The 15,878-nt window shown below is 62.5% G+C and carries 15 protein-coding genes, 1 tRNA gene and 1 riboswitch; of the genes, 10 read left to right on the top strand and 6 right to left on the bottom strand.

Translation table 11 applies throughout. The annotated features are described in order from the left end of the window. Window positions 1-6 precede the first annotated feature (6 nt). The 3 genes from ACFSOZ_RS38405 (at window position 7) to ACFSOZ_RS38395 (ending at window position 2,117) form a co-directional block, all read left to right on the top strand. Window positions 7-450, top strand: a complete 444-nt coding sequence (locus ACFSOZ_RS38405; protein WP_379107082.1) for a GtrA family protein — start codon at window positions 7-9, stop codon at window positions 448-450. A 39-nt stretch (window positions 451-489) separates the two neighbouring features. Beyond that, window positions 490-1,971: a hypothetical protein gene (locus tag ACFSOZ_RS38400; RefSeq protein ID WP_379107079.1), complete on the top strand. Its 1,482-nt coding sequence runs from the start codon at window positions 490-492 to the stop codon at window positions 1,969-1,971. A 72-nt stretch (window positions 1,972-2,043) separates the two neighbouring features. Further along, a tRNA-Gly gene (locus ACFSOZ_RS38395) sits at window positions 2,044-2,117 on the top strand. A gap of 2 nt (window positions 2,118-2,119) precedes the next feature. On the opposite strand, the gene ACFSOZ_RS38390 is transcribed toward ACFSOZ_RS38395, so the two are convergent. Both ACFSOZ_RS38390 and ACFSOZ_RS38385 read right to left on the bottom strand, forming a co-directional pair. Next, a complete protein-coding gene (locus tag ACFSOZ_RS38390) occupies window positions 2,120-2,356 on the bottom strand; it encodes a hypothetical protein (RefSeq protein ID WP_379107077.1) in 237 nt (78 codons plus the stop codon). Between the two features lie 142 nt (window positions 2,357-2,498). Beyond that, window positions 2,499-3,488 carry a LysR family transcriptional regulator gene (locus tag ACFSOZ_RS38385; RefSeq protein ID WP_379107075.1) on the bottom strand — a complete coding sequence of 330 codons (990 nt, stop codon included), beginning with the start codon at window positions 3,486-3,488 and terminating at the stop codon, window positions 2,499-2,501. A 315-nt stretch (window positions 3,489-3,803) separates the two neighbouring features. Here ACFSOZ_RS38385 and chvE point away from each other — a divergent pair, with 315 nt between their 5' ends. From chvE to ACFSOZ_RS38360, 5 genes are all read left to right on the top strand, one after another. After that, window positions 3,804-4,874, top strand: coding sequence for a multiple monosaccharide ABC transporter substrate-binding protein (gene chvE / locus ACFSOZ_RS38380; RefSeq protein WP_379107072.1), 1,071 nt, complete (start codon window positions 3,804-3,806; stop codon window positions 4,872-4,874). Between the two features lie 121 nt (window positions 4,875-4,995). Next, the gene (gene mmsA, locus ACFSOZ_RS38375; RefSeq protein ID WP_379107069.1) at window positions 4,996-6,528 is read left to right on the top strand and encodes a multiple monosaccharide ABC transporter ATP-binding protein; all 1,533 of its coding nucleotides are present in this window, start codon (window positions 4,996-4,998) and stop codon (window positions 6,526-6,528) included. Then, complete coding sequence (gene mmsB, locus ACFSOZ_RS38370; protein ID WP_379107067.1) at window positions 6,525-7,817, top strand: multiple monosaccharide ABC transporter permease; 1,293 nt, start codon at window positions 6,525-6,527, stop codon at window positions 7,815-7,817. The genes mmsA and mmsB overlap by 4 nt, the downstream gene beginning before the upstream one ends. Window positions 7,818-8,018: 201 nt before the next feature. Continuing rightward, window positions 8,019-9,011, top strand: a complete 993-nt coding sequence (araD1, locus tag ACFSOZ_RS38365) for an AraD1 family protein (RefSeq protein ID WP_379107188.1) — start codon at window positions 8,019-8,021, stop codon at window positions 9,009-9,011. 150 nt (window positions 9,012-9,161) lie between these two features. Next, window positions 9,162-9,491: a hypothetical protein gene (locus tag ACFSOZ_RS38360; RefSeq protein WP_379107065.1), complete on the top strand. Its 330-nt coding sequence runs from the start codon at window positions 9,162-9,164 to the stop codon at window positions 9,489-9,491. 18 nt (window positions 9,492-9,509) lie between these two features. Here the strand turns inward: ACFSOZ_RS38360 and ACFSOZ_RS38355 are convergent, their stop codons facing one another. Continuing rightward, on the bottom strand, window positions 9,510-10,283 hold the full coding sequence (locus ACFSOZ_RS38355; RefSeq protein ID WP_379107064.1) for an ABC transporter substrate-binding protein: 774 nt from the start codon (window positions 10,281-10,283) through the stop codon (window positions 9,510-9,512). A 99-nt stretch (window positions 10,284-10,382) separates the two neighbouring features. Next, window positions 10,383-11,477 carry a 2'-deoxycytidine 5'-triphosphate deaminase gene (locus ACFSOZ_RS38350; protein WP_379107062.1) on the bottom strand — a complete coding sequence of 365 codons (1,095 nt, stop codon included), beginning with the start codon at window positions 11,475-11,477 and terminating at the stop codon, window positions 10,383-10,385. A gap of 138 nt (window positions 11,478-11,615) precedes the next feature. Then, window positions 11,616-11,693: riboswitch (SAM riboswitch) on the top strand. A gap of 57 nt (window positions 11,694-11,750) precedes the next feature. Between ACFSOZ_RS38350 and ACFSOZ_RS38345 the strand changes: the two genes are divergently transcribed. After that, window positions 11,751-12,938: an O-succinylhomoserine sulfhydrylase gene (locus ACFSOZ_RS38345; protein ID WP_379107060.1), complete on the top strand. Its 1,188-nt coding sequence runs from the start codon at window positions 11,751-11,753 to the stop codon at window positions 12,936-12,938. 14 nt (window positions 12,939-12,952) lie between these two features. Here ACFSOZ_RS38345 and ACFSOZ_RS38340 read toward each other — a convergent pair whose 3' ends face one another. Next, window positions 12,953-14,104, bottom strand: coding sequence for a ceramide glucosyltransferase (locus tag ACFSOZ_RS38340; RefSeq protein WP_379107058.1), 1,152 nt, complete (start codon window positions 14,102-14,104; stop codon window positions 12,953-12,955). Window positions 14,105-14,327: 223 nt separating this feature from the next. Between ACFSOZ_RS38340 and apaG the strand changes: the two genes are divergently transcribed. Next, the gene (gene apaG / locus ACFSOZ_RS38335; RefSeq protein WP_379107056.1) at window positions 14,328-14,720 is read left to right on the top strand and encodes a Co2+/Mg2+ efflux protein ApaG; all 393 of its coding nucleotides are present in this window, start codon (window positions 14,328-14,330) and stop codon (window positions 14,718-14,720) included. Between the two features lie 43 nt (window positions 14,721-14,763). Here the strand turns inward: apaG and ACFSOZ_RS38330 are convergent, their stop codons facing one another. Further along, window positions 14,764-15,798, bottom strand: a complete 1,035-nt coding sequence (locus tag ACFSOZ_RS38330) for an Hsp33 family molecular chaperone (RefSeq protein WP_379107055.1) — start codon at window positions 15,796-15,798, stop codon at window positions 14,764-14,766. Between the last annotated feature and the right edge of the window lie 80 nt (window positions 15,799-15,878).

Raw genomic sequence — 15,878 nt, 5'->3', positions numbered from 1 at the left:
CCGAGGATGCTGCGATTTGGCGCCGTCGGTCTGTTGAACACGGCGCTGGGATACGCGGTCATTCTGGCCGGGCTTGCACTGGGTCTTGGCGACATCGTCGCCAACGCCACGGGCTATGCCGCCGGCCTTGTCCTCGGCTTCGTCCTCAACCGCCAATGGACCTTCACGCGAGCCGATGGCTTCCGAGCCGGAACCCTGTTGCGATATGGGGGCGTCTTCCTGGTCGCTTACAGCATCAATCTGGCAGTCGTGATCGCCGCCCGCTCGGCAGGCATCACCGAAAGCCCCCTGGTTCACCTGGCGGGGATCTGCGTCTATTCGGTCGTCTTCTACCTCGGTTCGGCTCACTTCGTATTTGTCGGACGCGAAGGTCGCGCAGTCGACAGGGTCGACCCGGACATCCATGTGACCGATAGGCCCCGGCGGGCGCCGACCAGTCGAACTCCTTGAACCAAACTGTCATCGGAAACGATTAAAGGCGGCGCACTTATGGACAACGCCCTGGCCAGTGTGGAGGCCGCAACGGACGACGAGCGGATCCGCCTGATATTCTGCCTGTTCACGGCCTGTGTCTCGGCGGCATTAATGGGGGCCTTCGCCAATTCCGTCCTGCAGGATCCCGACAGTTGGTGGCAGGTAAAGGTCGGGCTGGATTTCCTGGCAAACCGGACATTTCCTACGGTCGACCCTTACTCCTACACTTTTGCCGGCCAGCCATGGATTGCCAAGGAGTGGCTGGGCCAGGTCATGCTGGCTCTTGCCTACCGGGCAGGAGGCTGGAACGGCGTGGTCACGCTGATCATCGCCACGATTTCCCTGACGGTTTTCCTGATGGGATGGTTTCTCAGCTCATGGCTGAAGCCGATCCTGGCGGTTACGCTGGCCTTTGTCGCGGCGGTCGCGATTGCCCCGATCTATACCGGGCGCCCACATATCTTCACCTTCCCGATCATCGTCATCTGGACGGCGGTGCTCTTTCGTGCGGCAAGGGAAGAACGGGCGCCGCCCTGGTGGCTGCTTGTGCTGGTTGTGTTGTGGGCGAACCTGCACGCGACCTTCACCGTGAGCTTCGTCATCGCAGCTTTCGCCGGTCTCGATCTGCTGACCCGTACGGGTCTCTCGAAACCGGCCCTCTTGGCAAAATGGATCGCATTTGGTCTGCTTTGTCCGCTGGTCAGCCTGATCCACCCCTATGGCGTCGAGGCCATCCTGGCGACCTTCGCGGTGGCCTATGGCAATGAGGCAGTGTCGCTGATCGTGGAATGGCGACCGTTCAATGTGCAGGATTACCCACTCCAGGAAGTTGTGATGCTGCTGGCGCTGTTCGGGCTGCTGGTGTCACGGTTGCGAATTGGCTGGGCCAAGGCGTTGTTCATCGTTTTCACCTTGCATGTCTTTCTCGCCCATGTGCGTTTCATGTATTTGTTCTTCCTCCTGGTTCCGCTGGTGATCGCGATGGAGGTCGCACAGCAGTTTCCCTCGCTGTCGGTCACCGCTTGGCTGGTTGAAAAGCGCGACGGACTGGAAAAATTCGTCGCCAGGCGGTTCTACGCGGTCTGCGGCGCGGCAGCTGTCTTGCTGATCGGCGCGGTCGGCGTGCTCGGCAGCGTCTACCAGCTCTCGCCGAGCCCGAAGACGTCGGCCAGCGGAGCGCTGGCATTCGCCGAAAGCCATCATCTGTCCGGCAACGTGCTGAATTCCTACGATTTCGGCGGCACGCTGATTTTTCATGGGATCAAGACCTATATCGACGGACGGACCGACCAGCTGTTCTTGGGCGGTTTTACAAAAACCGAGGACGAGATGGGGCAAAGCAACGGCAAGCCGCTCCTCGAAGCCCAGTTGAAGAAATACGCAGTCGACTGGGCGCTGCTGGCGGCCGGCGACAAGCGCATTCCCTTTTTCGAGGAGTTGGGCTGGAAGCGCGCCTATTCGGACGAGTACGCCCTGATCTACCTGCCCGGCGCTTGAGCCTGCCGCGCCAGTGCGGGGGCCGTTTTGGCGATTGCCCGAAGCCGGGCCATCATGGTATCGAGGGCTCACGCGGGTATGATGTAATGGTAGCTTGTCAGCTTCCCAAGCTGAACGCGAGGGTTCGATTCCCTCTACCCGCTCCAGCTTAGGGTGCCAGAAACAATTCAGCGCCTGCCTGTTCGTCGAACAAAACCGAGCAGCCTCGAGCAAGTGCCACCGTTGCGAGGGCGTTTGCTACATCGTCATCCGATGAGACGAAATCGCCGGTCAGTACCCGCAATTCTTCCACGCCTTCGGCCATCGAGACGAAATTCCCGACCGATCGATCGTGCTTGCAGGCCTCGACCACGCAAAGCAGGTCGATGATTTCGAAGCTGCGCATGTTCATCTCCAGAAGAAATCGTCCCTTGCAAGATCATGAACGCGTCGGCACGAAATAATGTTCCCGGCTCGCTGTTCGCCGGCCTCGGCCAGGCGGCTCTTTCATAAGCTCTACGCGCCCCGGCAGGTGCCCGAGTTGACCGTTATCCCACCTCTCGCAGAATGAAGTCGTGCAGCATCTTGGCGGCCGGCGACAGCACGCGGTTCTTCACCGTGATCAGGCTGTAGGGCCTGACCTCGATGTCGAATTCGGTCTGGACGACGTCGATGGCGCCGGCCAGCCCGTCGGGATTCTGGATGAATTTCGCCACCTGGATCGATACCGGCGCAATGGCATCGGACTGTGCGACCATGACCAGGGTCAAGAGCAGCGAGCTGGTGTTGAGGATGCGGTCCGGCAAGGCGATGTTGCGGTTGAGGAAATTGCTCTCCATCGCCTGGCGCAAGGGCGAACCGCCAGACTGGAAAACCCAGTCATAGGCGGCGGTCTCTTCCAGCCGCACCGCCTCGCCCTTGGCGAGCGGATGACCCCGGCGCACGATCAGGCAGGCCTTCTCGACGCCGATGACGCGCGATTCGAACAGCCGCGGATTGAGATCGTCGGGGATGCGCGCGATGATGAAATCATGACGCGTAGCGATCAGTTCGCGTGCCAAAACGTTGGAGGTCTCGACCTGCATGGTGATCTCGATGCGTGGATAGATGCGGCGGATTTCGCGAATTGCCGGCACAGCCAGCTCGATCGCCGGTGCCGTCACGGCCCCCAGGAACACCGAGCCGCCCTTGCCCGCCTTGAGTTCGGAAATCTCGCGGTCGACCTCGCGCATTTCGAGCAGGATCGAGCGCGCGCGCCTGGCCAGTGCCTTGCCGTAGGGCGTCAAGGTGATGCCGCGCGGCAGCCGTTCACACAGCTTGACCTCCAGCACGGCCTCCATCTCGCTGATCATGCGCGAGGCCGCCGGCTGCGAAATGTTCATGACCTGAGCTGCCGCGCTCACCCGGCCATGGTCGTCGAGTGCGACGATCATGCGCATGTGGCGCAGGCTGAGACCACTGCGCAGCAAGGTTTCGCCGTCGCCTGGACGCTCCTTGTAACCGCCTGAGATCCCAACAGAATTGCGCAACCTCGCCATGATTTTCCGTACTCCCACGCGTATGACGAACTGGCCACGGGGCCACGTTTTCATGCGCTTCTAATATATATCAGCTTCGATATATCAACCATCAAAGATCGCATTTGACAGTTATGGCAAAGGGCCACACCCTATGGCGCGTTCTGAGACTTGACGGTCGATAACGAGCAAAATCGTATCGACTGAAATCAGCGTCTCGGGACCATTGGGAGGATACCAGAGATCGATATGCCGGCGGCGGCGCCTTGCGCTTCCGCTCGACTGCGCGGCCCGCGAAGCCCCGGGGTGCCGCGTCCATCAACCAGGGAGAGTTAAGTGAAAATCATCAAGACACTGGCCGCCGTCGCGGCCCTTGGCATCGCTGCCATGACCTACTCGGCGCACGCAGCCGACAAAGGCCTGATCGGCGTGCTGATGCCCACCAAGACCTCGCAGCGCTGGATCAATGACGGCGACGCCGTCAAGTCCCAGCTCGAGGCTCTCGGCTACACTGTCGATCTGCAATATGCGCAGGACGACATCCCGAACCAGCTCAGCCAGCTGGAAAACGAAATCACCAAGGGCCCGAAGGCACTGATCATCGCCTCGATCGACGGCACCACCCTGTCGGATGCGCTGCAGAAGGCTGCTGACGCCGGTGTCGTCGTCGTCGCCTATGACCGCCTGATCAAGAAGACCGCCAATGTCGACTACTACACCACCTTCGACAATTTCGGCGTCGGCGTCATCCAGGCGAACTCGCTGGTCAAGGGCCTCAAGGAGCGTTTCCCGAACACCAAGCCGTGGAACGTCGAACTGTTCGGCGGCTCGCCGGACGACAACAACGCCTTCTTCTTCTACAACGGCGCGATCTCCGTCCTGCAGCCGCTGATCGATGACGGCTCGATCAAGATCAAGTCCGGCCAGACCGGCATGGACAAGGTCGGCACGCTGCGCTGGCTCGCCGCCACCGCCCAGGCGCGCATGGACAACCTGCTCTCGGCCAACTATTCGGACGGCAGCCGCGTCGATGGCGTTCTGTCGCCCTATGACGGCTTGTCGCGCGGCATCACCGCCTCGCTGCGCGCTGTCGGCTACGGCACGGACGCTCAGCCCTGGCCGATCGTGACCGGCCAGGACGCCGAGACCGCCTCGGTCAAGCTGATCATCTCCGGTGAGCAGTACTCGACCGTGTTCAAGGACACCCGCGAACTGGCCAAGGCCACTGTCGAACTCGTCGACAAGGTGCTCTCGGGCGGCAAGCCGGACGGTCTCGATGAAAAGACCTACAACAATGACGTCAAGGTCGTTCCTTCGATCCTGTTGACGCCGCATGATGTCGACAAGTCGAACTACCAGGCGCTGGTGGTCGACTCCGGCTACATCAAGGCCGAAGAGCTGAAGTAATCTCGGTTACAAAGCCTGGGGTCCCGCGCACAGCGGGGCCCCTTTTTGCTAGCGCGGCGAATCCAAAATTCGCATACTAGCCCCCGGCATTGTTCCGGACCTCGGAGGAGCGGTATTCCTGATGGCCTCGACGATTTTGGAGATGCGCGACATCACCAAGACGTTCCCCGGCGTGAAGGCGCTGTCGAACGTCAACCTCAGCGTCGAGGAAGGCGAGATCCATGCCGTGGTCGGCGAGAACGGCGCCGGCAAATCGACGCTGATGAAGGTGCTGTCAGGCGTGTACGCATCCGGCACCTATGATGGCGCGATCGTCTACCGTGGCGAGGAATGCCATTTCAAAGGCATTCACGACAGCGAACACAAGGGCATCGTCATCATCCACCAGGAACTTGCGCTGGTGCCGATGCTGTCGATCGCCGAAAACATTTTCCTTGGCAACGAACACGCCAGATTTGGCATCATCGACTGGAATGCCAACGAGACACGGACCAGCGCCTTGCTGAAGAAGGTGGGCCTCAAGGAGGACCCCAAGACGCTGATCACCAATATCGGCGTCGGCAAGCAGCAACTGGTCGAGATTGCCAAGGCGCTCAGCAAGGAAGTCAAGCTGCTGATCCTCGACGAGCCGACGGCGAGCCTGTCCGAGAAAGACAGCCAGGCGCTGCTCGATCTGCTGCTCGAGTTCAAGCGGCAAGGCATCACCTCGATCCTGATCTCGCACAAGCTCAACGAAGTGAACCGGGTCGCCGACAAGGTCACCATCATCCGCGACGGGCGGACCATCGAGACGCTGGCCAAGAAAGACATCTCGGAAGACCGCATCATCACCTCGATGGTCGGCCGCTCGCTCGACGACCGTTATCCGCCGCGCGAACCCAGGATCGGTGAGATCGTGCTGCAGGTGAAGGACTGGTCGGTCTATCATCCGATCCATGCCGAGCGGCAAGTGATCAAGGGCATCGACATGAATGTCTGCAAGGGCGAAGTGGTGGGCATCGCCGGGCTGATGGGCGCCGGGCGCACCGAATTCGCGATGAGCCTGTTCGGCCGCTCCTACGGCCGCCGTATCACCGGCGAGGTGCTGCTCAAGGGCAAGCCAATCGATGTCTCGTCGGTGAGCAAGGCGGTGGAACACGGCATTGCCTACGTCACCGAGGATCGCAAGACCTACGGTCTCAACCTGATCGATCATATCAAGCATAACATCACGCTGGCCAATCTTGGCGGCGTGTCGCGCCACGCCGTGATCGACGATTTGCGCGAACTCGCCGTCGCCAACGACTACAAGGCCAAGACCAACATCCGCTCGTCCAGCGTCTATCAGATGACCGGCAATCTGTCGGGCGGCAACCAACAGAAGGTGGTGCTGTCGAAGTGGCTGTTCGCCAATCCGGAAGTGCTGATCCTCGACGAGCCAACGCGCGGCATCGACGTCGGCGCCAAGTACGAAATCTACACCATCATCGCCCGCCTCGCCTCGGAGGGTAAGGCGATCGTCGTCATCTCGTCGGAGATGCCGGAACTGCTCGGCATCACCGACCGCATCTACGTCATGAATGAAGGCCGCATGGTCGGCGAAATGCCGGCGAGCGACGCCAGCCAGGAAAAGATCATGCGCGCCATCGTTCGGGGAGAAGGAAAACCATCATGACCACCGAGAGCGGTCCCGCGCCGAAAAGCGGCGTCGCCGAAGATGTGCAGCAGGGGCCGCGTGTGGCCGTCTCGGCGCTGATCACGAATCTGCGCGAGTACGGCCTGATCCTGGCGCTGATCGCCATCATGGTGTTCTTCCAGTTCACCACGTCCGGCACGCTGTTCAAGCCAGTGAACCTGAGCAATTTGGTGCAGCAGAACAGCTTCATCATCGTGATGGCGCTGGGCATGCTTTTGGTGATCGTTTCGGGCCATATCGACCTCAGCGTCGGCTCCGTCGCCGGTTTCATCGGCGCGCTGGCGGCAATGATGATGGTCATCTGGCCGCTTGGTCCCTTCAGCAATCCGCTGGTTGTGTCGATCATCTGCCTCATCATCGGTGGAGGCATCGGCGCGGCCCAAGGCTACTGGATTGCCTATCACCGAATACCGAGCTTCATCGTCACCCTGGCGGGGATGTTGATCTTCCGCGGCATCTGCCAGGCGCTGCTGGGTGGCGGGTCTTCGGTGGGGCCGCTTCCAGACGGCTTCAAGGCGCTCAGTTCCGGCTTCATTCCGGACGTGATCGGCCCCTTGACATTGATCCCTCCGACCGTGAACGCCGCCGGCAAGACCATCATGGGCAGCGGCCTGACCCTGCACATGACGACGATTGTGCTGGGCCTGATCGCCGTGCTCGCCTATGCCTATTTCGGGCTCAGGGCACGGCGCACCCGCGAGCAGCACGGCTACGAAGCCGAGCCGTTCTCACTGTTTGTCGTCAAGACCCTGGTGACCAGCGCGCTGGCGCTGTTCCTGGTCTACCAATTCGCCAGCTACAGGGGCCTGCCGATCGTTCTCATGGTGATGGGTGTGCTGATCGCACTGTTCGTGTTCGTCACCAAACGCATGACGATCGGCCGGCGCATCTACGCAATGGGCGGCAATGCCAAGGCGGCGCAGCTATCGGGCATCAAGACCGAGCGGCTGACCCTGATGGTGTTCGTCAATATGGGTGTTCTGTCGGCGCTTGGCGGCCTGATCATCGCGGCGCGCCTTGGGCAGGCGGTGCCGGCAGCGGGCCTCGGCAGCGAACTCGACGTCATCGCCGCGGTGTTTATCGGCGGCGCCTCGGCGATGGGTGGTGTCGGTCAGGTCATCGGCGCGGTGGTCGGCGGTTTCATCATGGGCGTGATGAACAACGGCATGTCGATCATGGGCGTCAATGTCGACTGGCAGCAGGTGGTAAAAGGCCTGGTGCTGCTCGGCGCGGTGGTGTTCGACGTCTACAACAAGAACAAGGGCTGAGGGAACCAGGAAGGCATACGGGTCACATCGCGGCGCTGCTCGGCAACCCGCCGGCACGAAAAGAAGTCCCCCGAGGGACCAGGCTCGCGAGCGCAATCCGAATGGAGAATTTCACCCGTGGCATGGGACGAGGTCCTGGCCGCGCTGGGCAAGGTTTGCCGTTCCGGCAGCCCTGCCAAGGCAAATGAGAGAGGATTCATCATGCTGATCTCCCAGATTCTCGACGACGCCGAGACCATCCGCGTCGTTGCCCGCAACGGCGGCAAGACCCGGATCATCAATGGCGCCCGCAGCGTCTATTCGCTGGCGATGGAGGCTGCCCGCACCGGCGTCGGCCTCGTCGCGCTGATCGAACGCAAGGGCCTAGGCGAGGCGGTCGATCTCGATGCCGCCTACAAGAAGGGGCGGCTGCTGTCGCCGATCAATCACCCCGATCCGGCGCACCTGCATCTGACCGGCACCGGACTGACGCATCTCGGATCGGCCGCGACACGCGATTCCATGCACAAGAAGCTCAGCGCCGATGGCGAGGAACAGTTGACCGACTCCATGAAGATGTTCCGCATGGGGCTGGAGGGCGGCAAGCCCGCGAAAGGCCAGATCGGCGTGCAGCCGGAATGGTTCTACAAGGGCAACGGCACGATGGCGGTGGCGCCAGGTGCCGCACTCCTGTCACCGGCCTTCGCCAAGGACGCCGGTGAAGAGCCTGAGGTGGCCGGCATCTACGTCATCGGCGACGACGGCGCGCCGTTCCGCGTCGGCTTCACGCTGTCGAACGAGTTTTCCGACCATGTCACAGAGCGTGTGAACTATCTGTTCCTCGCCCACTCCAAGCTGCGCAACGCATCGTTCGGGCCGGAGATCCTGATCGGTGACCTGCCTGCCGACATCAGGGGCACCTCGCGCATCTATCGCGACAACGAGGTGCTGTGGGAAAAGCCGTTCCTGTCTGGTGAAGCAAACATGTCGCACACCATCGCCAATCTCGAACACCACCACTTCAAATATGCGGCCTTCCGCCAGCCGGGCGACGTGCATGTGCACATGTTCGGCACGGCGACGCTGTCCTTTGCCGACGGCATCAACACCGAGGCCGGCGACGTGTTCGAGATCGGGGCCAAGGATTTTGGCCTGCCGCTGCGCAATCCGCTTGAGATCGAGCAGCCGGTGAAGGTGGCGGTGAAGGCGCTGTGAAGACCGGGCGCGCCAGAAGGGTCGGCCGATGGGCAGCATGCGACTTGGTATTGCATCCGTAGGCCTGGCAATCGTCCTCGCCCATCCATCAGCGGCCTACAGTGCGGGACAATGCAGCGCGCAAGATCGTATCGCGAAGCTCGTACGGCGATGACGAACCGGCTTCTGGCCACGGGATATTCAAGAGCGCAGGTCGGCTTCCTGATGCGCAATGCGGATCGGATGACCTCCGCACTTCGCAGCGACAGATTGAACGACAATGCCAAAGCCTGCGGCATCGATTCCGCCAGGTCGCATGTCCTCGGTTGCCTGGACAAGCAGCTGTTTCCCTTGGGGGCGGGATCAAGCGCCTCGCTTGACGAGGAGAAGCGGAACACCGCGTTCTGGGGCAGGAAGCGATTGGCCGTGCGAGAACTGCTCTTTGTCGGCCATTTCCATGCCTGCCTCGGCGCCGCGAAAGAGTATCTCTTTCGCGGCTGACCAAGGCTTGCGACACCCTCAATAAATATCGAAGTCGAAATATTTGGCCTGGATCTTCTTGTAGGTGCCGTCGGCAACGATGGCGTCTATCGCCGCGTTGAGCTTGTCGCGCAGCGCGGTATCTTCCAGGCGCACGGCAATGCCGGCCTGGGTCTCCGTGCCCTTGACGTCGCCGACCAGCTTGCAGCAGCCGTCGCTAGCCTTCTTCAGCCAGTCCACCAGCACGAACTTGTCGGACAGTACGGCATCGAGGCGGCCGTTCGTCAGGTCGGTGATCGCCTCTTCCTGGGTCGGGTAGAGTTTCGCCTCCGCGCCGGCCTTGCCATAGACATTCTGGGCGTAGTCGGCCTGCGTGGTCGAAGCCTGGGCGCCGACCGTCTTGCCGGCAAGTGCCGCCGGTTCGGTCGATGTGAGATCGGTATCCTTCGGCGCCACCAGCGCCAGCGGTGTCGTGTAGTATTTGTTGGTGAAGGAGACCTGCTTCTTGCGCTCCTCGGTGATGCTCATCGAGGCGATGATGGCATCGAATTTCTTGGCCTGCAGGGCGGGAATGATGCCGTCCCAGTCCTGGGTGACGATTTCACACTCGACCTTCATCTGCGCGCACAGCGCGTTGGCGATGTCGATGTCGAAGCCGACGACCTTGCCGTCCGAGGTGATGGTGTTGAACGGCGGATAGGCACCCTCGGTGCCGATCTTCAGTTTCTCCGCCGCCTGCGCCGACAGAGAGCCGGCCGCCATCACCAGCATGGCAGCACCAGCTGCCGATATGATCCATCTGGAAATCTGCATTTTCTTGGTTCCCTTGAACGCCGGCATCTTGACAGCCAGCAAGGCAGCCAAGCATGGCAAGCCGGCGCAGGCAAGCATATTGCCTGACGGCAATGGGGGTCAGCGCGCGGGGCGGAAATGCTTGGACAGCTTCAGGCCCTGCGCCTGGTAGTTGGAGCCGAGATCGGTGCCGTAGAGTGCCTGCGGCCGCTTCAGCATGTGCTCGTAGACCAGCCGGCCGACGATCTGGCCATGGTCGAGGATGAACGGCACTTCGTGGCTGCGCACTTCGAGCACCGCCCGGCTGCCGGTGCCACCGGACGCCGAGTGGCCAAAACCCGGATCGAAGAAGCCGGCATAGTGGACGCGGAATTCGCCGACCAGCGGATCGAACGGCGTCATCTCGGCGGCGTAGAGCGGCGGCACATGCACTGCTTCCTGGCTGACGAGGATGTAGAATTCATCGGGATCGAGCACCAGTTCGCCGGCGCCGCTCTTGTGGATCGGCTCCCAGAAGTCGACGACCTCTTGCGCGGCGCGTTTGTCGACGTCGACAAGTCCGGTGTGATGCTTGCCGCGATAGCCGACCAGCCCGTTCTGATCGCCGTTGAGGTCGATCGACAGCGCGATGCCGCCACCGGAAATGTTCGGCGGCTCGGTGGCGACCAGCATCTCGGCGCGATGCAGGTCGTGCAGCTCGGCTTCCGACAGCAGCGCATTGCCGGTGCGGAAGCGGATCTGCGACAGGCGCGAACCGGTGCGCGCGACGATCGGAAAGGTGCGCGGGCTGACCTCGAGATAGAGCGGTCCGTGATAGCCCGCGGCGATCTTGTCGAACTCGTGGCCACGATCGGTCATCACGCGGGTGAAGATGTCGAGCCGCCCGGTCGAACTCTTCGGATTGGCCGAGGCCGAAATGTCCGCCGGCAATGCCAGGCTTTCAAGCAAGGGCACAATATAGACGCACCCGGTCTCCAGCACCGCGCCATCGGCAAGATTGATCTCGTGCAGCTGCAGCCGGTCGAGCTTTTCCGAAACCTTGTGGTTGGGACCCGGCAGGAACGAGGCCCGGACCCGCCAGGCCTTGTCGCCGAGCCGCAGATCCAGGCTCGCCGGCTGGATCTGGTCGATATCGAGCGCGCGGGTCGACTTCAGCGCGCCGGACTGGAACAGCGCCGAAATGTCCTGATCGGGAAGAATGCCTGTCTGCCGCAAGGCTCCACTCCTAGGCCAGACGATTTTCTCGTCGCAGGTTCCTGCCGCAAAACCGTGGAACACTTTTGCGGAACCTGCTTGGTACAAACCTCTTAATCAAGCCGGCAATTGACGCAAGCGTGGCGCGGGTTTAAAGGGTCGTTATCCCGTGGTGATTTGGCCGGTCGGCTTGCAGCCACGTTAAACAAGTCGCTAAAGGACCGTCGGGCCGCAAGGCCGTATGGACCGGTTGCGACTTTCGCGGCCGGTTTTTTTGTGTCTGGAACAAAAGCGATGAGCACCAAGAAGCGCAACTGGAAGCCTCAAACAGCACTCGTGCATAGCGGAACCCTGCGTTCCGGTTTCGGCGAAACCTCCGAGGCGATGTACCTGACCCAGGGCTATGTCTACGAAACGGCACAGGCTGCCGAAGCCCGCTTCAAGGGCGAGGAGCCGGGCTTCATCTACTCGCGCTATGCCAATCCGACCGTCGACATGTTCGAAAAGCGCATGTGCGCGCTCGAAGGCGCGGAAGACGCGCGCGCCACGGCGTCCGGCATGGCGGCGGTTACGGCAGCCCTTCTGTGCAGCGCCAAGGCCGGCGACCATATCGTGGCGGCGCGGGCGCTGTTCGGCTCCTGCCGCTGGGTGGTCGAGACGCTGGCACCGAGATACGGCATCGAGGCGACGCTGGTCGACGGAACCGACATCGCCAACTGGGAAAAGGCGGTCAAGCCGAACACCAAGCTGTTCTTCCTGGAAAGCCCGACCAACCCGACGCTGGAAGTGGTCGACATCGCTGCCGTCGCTTCGCTTGCCAATTCGATCGGCGCGCGGCTGATCGTCGATAATGTCTTTGCCACGCCCTTGCAGCAGAAACCGCTGCAGCTCGGCGCGCACATCGTCGTCTATTCGGCGACCAAGCACATTGACGGCCAGGGCCGCTGTCTCGGCGGTGTCATCCTGTCGGACAAGAAATGGATCGACGAGAACCTGCACGACTATTTCCGCCACACCGGTCCGAGCCTGTCGCCGTTCAATGCCTGGACGCTGCTGAAGGGCCTGGAGACGCTGCCGCTGCGCGTGCGCCAGCAGACGGAAAGCGCCGGCAAGATCGCGGATTTCCTGGCCGAGCGGCCCGAGATCGCCCGCGTCATCTATCCCGGCCGCGCCGATCATCCCCAGGCGGCCATCGTCAAGAAGCAGATGTCGGGTGGCTCGACGCTGATCTGCCTGGACGTCAAGGGCGGCAAACAGGCGGCTTTCGCCTTGCAGAACGCCCTCGACATCGTGCTGATCTCCAACAATCTCGGCGACGCCAAGAGCCTGATCACCCATCCGGCAACGACGACGCACAAGAATCTGAGCGACGAGGCCCGCGCCGAACTCGGCATCGGGCCTGGCACGCTCAGGCTGTCGGTCGGCCTGGAGGATACCGACGATCTTCTGGAAGACATCGAACAGGCGCTGAAGGCCAAATAGGAGGCCTTTGGCTTTCAGGCACCGGACGGCGTCTCTTCCAGTTCGGCGGCCTTGGTGCCGATGGTCATCGCGTTGCCGCGCCAGTCGACGGCGCCGCCGAGCCAGCCGCGCGCCCACATCGCCGGCAGGATCACGTCGCGCACCATGATCGCCACGACCATGCGCGGCGACAGGTACCAGCCCTTTGACCAGGCCAGGACGCACTCCGGAAGGTAGAAGGCCGCCAGCACGGCAATGGCGGTTGCCCAGAGGCTGACGCCGGCGGCTGCCGCCGCAACCAGCGCAAGCACCAGCGGCACCACAGCGCCAGTCAGGATCTCGGGTGCGAAGAACAGCGGGAAGGTGACGCGGCGCAGCCGCGCCCAACGGGCCTGACGCGACCAGATCTCGCCGAACGTGCGCCGGCCGAGCGGCTGCTCGAAGGGCGCGGTGACGAGATTGACGCGCAGCCCAAGGCCATTGGCCAGCTTGGTCGCAGCGGCGTCCTCGGCGATCTCGGCGGCCAGCGCACGGATGCCGCCGCTGGCGTCGAGCATCGGCTTGTTCCACAACATGCTCTTGCCCTGGGCAAAGCCGAGGCCAAGCGCATCGCCGGCATATTGCCAGCGCGCCTGCAGCGTGTTGAGGAAGGCGCATTCGACTTCGGCCCAGAAGCCGGCCGGCCGCGAGCCGATCGGCGTCGAGCAGACAAGGCCGGTATCCGGCCGCCACGCCGCCATGAGGTGCTGAATATAGTCTCTCGGCATCAACACGTTGGAATCGGCCAAGACAACCCAATCGTGGCGCGCCGCCTCCCAGCCTTTGACGCAATTGTTGAGCTTCGGATTGGCGCTGATACGGTCGTCGCCGATCAACAGCCGGGCCGGCACCTTGGGGAAGCGGGCGATGGCGGCGTAGATCAGCCTGACCACCGGATCATCGGCATGGGCGACGCAGAAGATCAGCTCGTAGCGCGGCCAGTCGAGCGAGAAGGCACGCTCCAGCGTCTCCTGCGTGAACGGCTCGACGCCACGCGACGGCACGACGATCGACACCGGCCGCGACTTGCCGGCCGGCGGCGCGATGGTGCGGCGCCGCTTCAGACGCGAAGCGGCGAGCAGGATGCTGGCGAGATTTGAGAGAATGAGAGCGATCGAAAGCGAGGCGGTTATGAGCGTGAGTTCCATCGAGATCTGGTCACTCCAGAAAAGACGGCCCGCGTGATGGCCGTTTTCAACAGTTCGACAGAGCGCCGAGTCGCCCGCTTCGTGCACACCACCATTGTCATGTGTCACTTAAATGACATTCTTTGTCGGCACCTGCCTTTCAGGCCGGGCGCGACAAGACGCGCACGTTGACCTGCTCGCTCGGAGCGAGGACAGTTCGACCTGGATTGTTTTGGAGCCGCTTATGTACCGCGCCGTGACGCGCAACATCGAAGTGCAGGTCAGGCCGTTCTATCTGGAGGACCGCTCGGATCCGTCCGAGAACCGCTATGTCTGGGGCTATCAGATAACGATCGACAACCAGTCGGACGATTTCGTGCAGCTGTTGTCTCGCTATTGGCACATCACCGACGGCACCGGCCGGGTCGAGGAGGTGCGCGGACCGGGCGTCGTCGGCGATCAGCCCGAACTCAATCCCGGTGACAGCTATCAATACACGTCCGGTTGCCCGCTCTCGACACCGTCCGGCATCATGGTCGGGCACTACACCATGCGCAACAAGCGGGGCGAGACGTTCGACATCGCCATCCCCGCCTTTTCGCTTGATCTGCCGGGCACCCGGCGAACGGTGAATTAGTTCGCTCACCGGCCGCGAAGCAGCCGGTGATGCGTATTTTTCTCTACTGAGCCGCCGTAAATTCCGCCGGATCGAAGTCGTATTGCTTCGAGCAGAATTCGCAGGCGACGTGGATGCCGCCGTCCTCGGTGCTGTCCTTGATCTCCTGCGCCAAGAAGCCCTCGAGGATGCCGCGGATCTTGTCGCGCGAGCATGAGCACTGGTCGGCGACCGGAACGCCGCCGAAGACGCGCACGCCATGTTCGTGGAACAGCCTGTAGAGCAGCCGCTCGGCGCCGATCGTCGGGTCGATCAGTTCGGTCGGCTCGATGGTGCCGAGCAATGCCAGCAGCTCCTGCCAGGAATTGTCGGCCGGACCGTGGATTTCCTCGCGCGGATCGCCGTCACCACCCGGCAGGTCCGGAACCCGCATGCGCTCGGGCGACTGCGGCAGGAACTGCGCCAGGATGCCGCCGGCACGCCATTGCTCGCGGGCGCCGCCGACGCCAGGCGTCAGCAGCTTGGCCACCGAGAGCCTGAGATCGGTCGGGATCTGCTCCGACTGACGGAAATAGGTGCGTGCCGCATCCTCCAGCGTTTCGCCGTCGAGCTGGACGATGCCCTGATAGCGCTGCGTGTGAGCGCCCTGGTCGATGGTCAGCGCCAGCACGCCGCTGCCGAGCAGCGTCTGCTGGGACGTTTCGCCGGCCGCGACCAGCGCCTCCAGCCGGTCGGCATCGAAGCGCGCATAGGCGCGCAGTGCCGAGGGCGTGGAAAAATCCGCCACCAGCATGTCGACCGGCCCGTCGGTGCGGGTCTGCAAGATGAACTTGCCCTCGAATTTGAGCGAGGTGCCAAGCAGGACCGTCAACACACAGGCTTCCGCCAGCAGGCGGGCGACCGGCTCGGGGTAGTCGTGGCGGGTCAGGATGGCGTCGAGCATCGGCCCGAGCTGAACGGTGCGGCCGCGCACATCGAGCGGACCGACCTCGAAAGGCACGACGTGATCGTCACCGGCGTAGCCGAATTCGCCGAGTTTGGGGTGATGTTCAGTCACTTGATAGGTTTCCAACATGACAAAGCTCCGGGGCGCGGCCATGCCGCCCTCCGGGGCGCATGCGTCGAAACGCGCTGTTTTTGCGTGATGGCCCGCAGATAGGCATCACCCAGCCCTGTATC

The organism is Mesorhizobium newzealandense (assembly GCF_042682145.1).
In the GTDB taxonomy this organism is placed as follows: Bacteria; Pseudomonadota; Alphaproteobacteria; order Rhizobiales; family Rhizobiaceae; genus Mesorhizobium; species Mesorhizobium newzealandense.
This window is presented reverse-complemented; position numbering and strand designations above follow the sequence as displayed.